The sequence below is a fragment of the Micromonospora sp. 4G55 genome (assembly GCF_016803375.1).
On sequence record NZ_JAEVHN010000783.1, the window covers coordinates 1 to 2,609 of the forward strand.

The 2,609-nt window shown below is 70.9% G+C and carries 2 protein-coding genes; one reads left to right on the forward strand and one right to left on the reverse strand.

The window, feature by feature from the left end; translation table 11 throughout:
* Positions 1–8 precede the first annotated feature (8 nt).
* A complete protein-coding gene (thrS, locus tag JNW89_RS34115) occupies positions 9–2,015 on the reverse strand; it encodes a threonine--tRNA ligase (protein WP_238452168.1) in 2,007 nt (668 codons plus the stop codon).
* Positions 2,016–2,225: 210 nt separating this feature from the next.
* Between thrS and JNW89_RS34120 the strand changes: the two genes are divergently transcribed.
* A partial coding sequence (locus tag JNW89_RS34120) for a DUF1775 domain-containing protein (protein ID WP_238452169.1) occupies positions 2,226–2,609 on the forward strand: 384 nt, incomplete at its 3' end.

Here is a 2,609-nt window from a genome sequence, read left to right on the forward strand (position 1 = left end):
GGGTGGGGTCAGCTCTTGGCGGACGGGCCGGAGTTGGAGCGGGAGCTGACCACGTCGAGCACGTGGGTGACGGCCTCGGCCATCGGCACCCCGTTGCGCTGCGAGCCGTCCCGGTAGCGGAAGGAGACCGTGCCGGCGGCCACGTCGTCGTCGCCGGCGATCACCATGAACGGGATCTTCTGCTGCTGGGCGGTGCGGATCTTCTTCTGCATCCGGTCGTCACCCGCGTCGACCTGGGCGCGGATCCCCTCGGCGCGCAGCGCCGCGACGAAGCCGTGCAGGTAGTCGGTGTGGTCCTCGCGGATCGGGATGCCGACCACCTGCACCGGGGCCAGCCAGGCCGGGAACGCGCCCGCGTAGTGCTCGGTGAGCACACCGAAGAAGCGCTCGATCGAGCCGAAGAGGGCCCGGTGGATCATCACCGGCCGCTGCCGGCTGCCGTCCGCCGCCTGGTACTCCAGGCCGAACCGCTCCGGCTGGTTGAAGTCGACCTGGATGGTGGACATCTGCCAGGTCCGGCCGATGGCGTCCTTGGCCTGTACCGAGATCTTCGGGCCGTAGAAGGCCGCGCCGCCCGGGTCGGGCACCAGGTCCAGGCCGGAGGACTCGGCGGCGGTGCGCAGCGCCTCGGTGGCCTCCGCCCAGTCCTCGTCCGACCCGATGAACTTGGGCGAGTCGTCGCGGGTGGACAGCTCCAGGTAGAAGTCGTCCAGGCCGTAGTCGCGCAGCAGGTCGAGCACGAACGACAGCAGGGTGGACAGCTCACCGGGCATCTGCTCCCGGGTGCAGTAGATGTGCGAGTCGTCCTGGGTCAGGCCGCGGACCCGGGTCAGGCCGTGCACGACGCCGGACTTCTCGTACCGGTAGACCGTGCCGAACTCGAACAGCCGCAGCGGCAGCTCGCGGTAGGACCGCCCGCGCGCCCGGAAGATCAGGTTGTGCATCGGGCAGTTCATCGCCTTGAGGTAGTAGTCCGCGCCCTCCAGCTGCATGGGCGGGAACATCGTCTCGGCGTAGTAGGGCAGGTGCCCGGAGGTCTCGAACAGGTGCGCCTTGGTGATGTGCGGGGTGTTGACGAACTCGTACCCGGCCGCCTCGTGCCGGCGGCGCGAGTAGTTCTCCATCTCCCGGCGGATGATGCCGCCCTTGGGGTGGAAGACCGCCAGGCCGGAGCCGATCTCGTCGGGGAAGCTGAACAGGTCGAGGTCCGCGCCGAGCTTGCGGTGGTCGCGCCGGGCGGCCTCCTCCAGCAGCTTCAGGTACGCCTTCAGCTCGTCCCGGGTCGGCCACGCGGTGCCGTACACCCGCTGGAGCTGCGGATTCTTCTCCGACCCCCGCCAGTAGGCGGCGGCCGAGCGCATCAGCTTGAACGCGCCGATCAGCCGGGTGGTGGGCAGGTGCGGCCCCCGGCACAGGTCGGACCAGCAGACCTTGTCCTCGTTCGCGGCGAGGTTGTCGTAGATGGTCAGCTCGCCGCCGCCCACCTCCATCACCTCGGAGGAGTCCAGCCCCTCCCCCTTGACGTCGATCAGCTCCAGCTTGAACGGCTCGGCGGCCAGCTCGGCCTTCGCCTCGTCCAGGCTGTTGAAGCGGCGACGGCGGAACCGCTGGCCGGACTTGATGATCTCCTGCATGCGCTTCTCGAGCTTGCTCAGGTCGTCCGGCTGGAACGGCTTGTCGACGGCGAAGTCGTAGTAGAAGCCGTTCTCGACGGGCGGGCCGATGCCGAGCTTGGCCTCCGGGAAGACGTCCTGGACGGCCTGGGCGAGCACGTGCGCCGTCGAGTGGCGCAGCACGTTGAGCCCGTCCGGCGAGTCGAGGGTGACCGGCTCGACGCTGGTCTCCTCGGCCGGCTTCCAGTCCAGGTCGCGCAATACGCCCTGCGGGTCGCGGACCACCACGATCGCCTTCGGCCCGGCCATGGGCAGCCCGGCCGCGGCCACCGCGTCGGCCGCCGTCGTCCCGGCGGCGACGACGACGGGGTCGGCCACGACGGGGGTACGGGGTGCGGACACGGTGACTCCTCAACTGCAGACGGTACGGATGTTGCCGGTTCCGGCTCCTGCGATGCTATCTGTCGCCCGTTTCCGCCCGGTCGTCGGGAAAGGATGGGCCCGCGTGTCCCGCCCGCCGCGCAGATCGTGCCGGCGCGGATTGAACCTTTCCGACCCGCGATCCGAACTACCCGGTGTGGCCGGAAACCGGACCCGGCCGCGTGGAGACGGATGGGGGCACAGATGGCGATCACCCGCAACGGCGGCCGGCGGGCGGGGCTCGTGCTGGCCACCGCGGTCGCCGGGGCGCTGGCCTGGCCGGGCGCGGCGCTGGCGGCGGACGTGACGACCACGCCGACCCAGGCCAACCACGGCGACGCGGTGGAGCTGACGTTCGTGGTGCCGGAGGAGCGGCCCGGCGCGCGCACCGAGAAAATCGAGGTCAAGTTGCCCGCGGACGCCCCGATCGGGGAGGTCTACCCGTTGTCGGTGGACGGCTGGGCGCCTCTGATCACCTCCCGCGACCTGGCCGCCCCGGTGGCCGGCATCCACGCGCCCTCGGTGACTACGGTGACCGCCGCGGTGGTCTGGACCCGGGCCGCCGGGAAGCCGCAG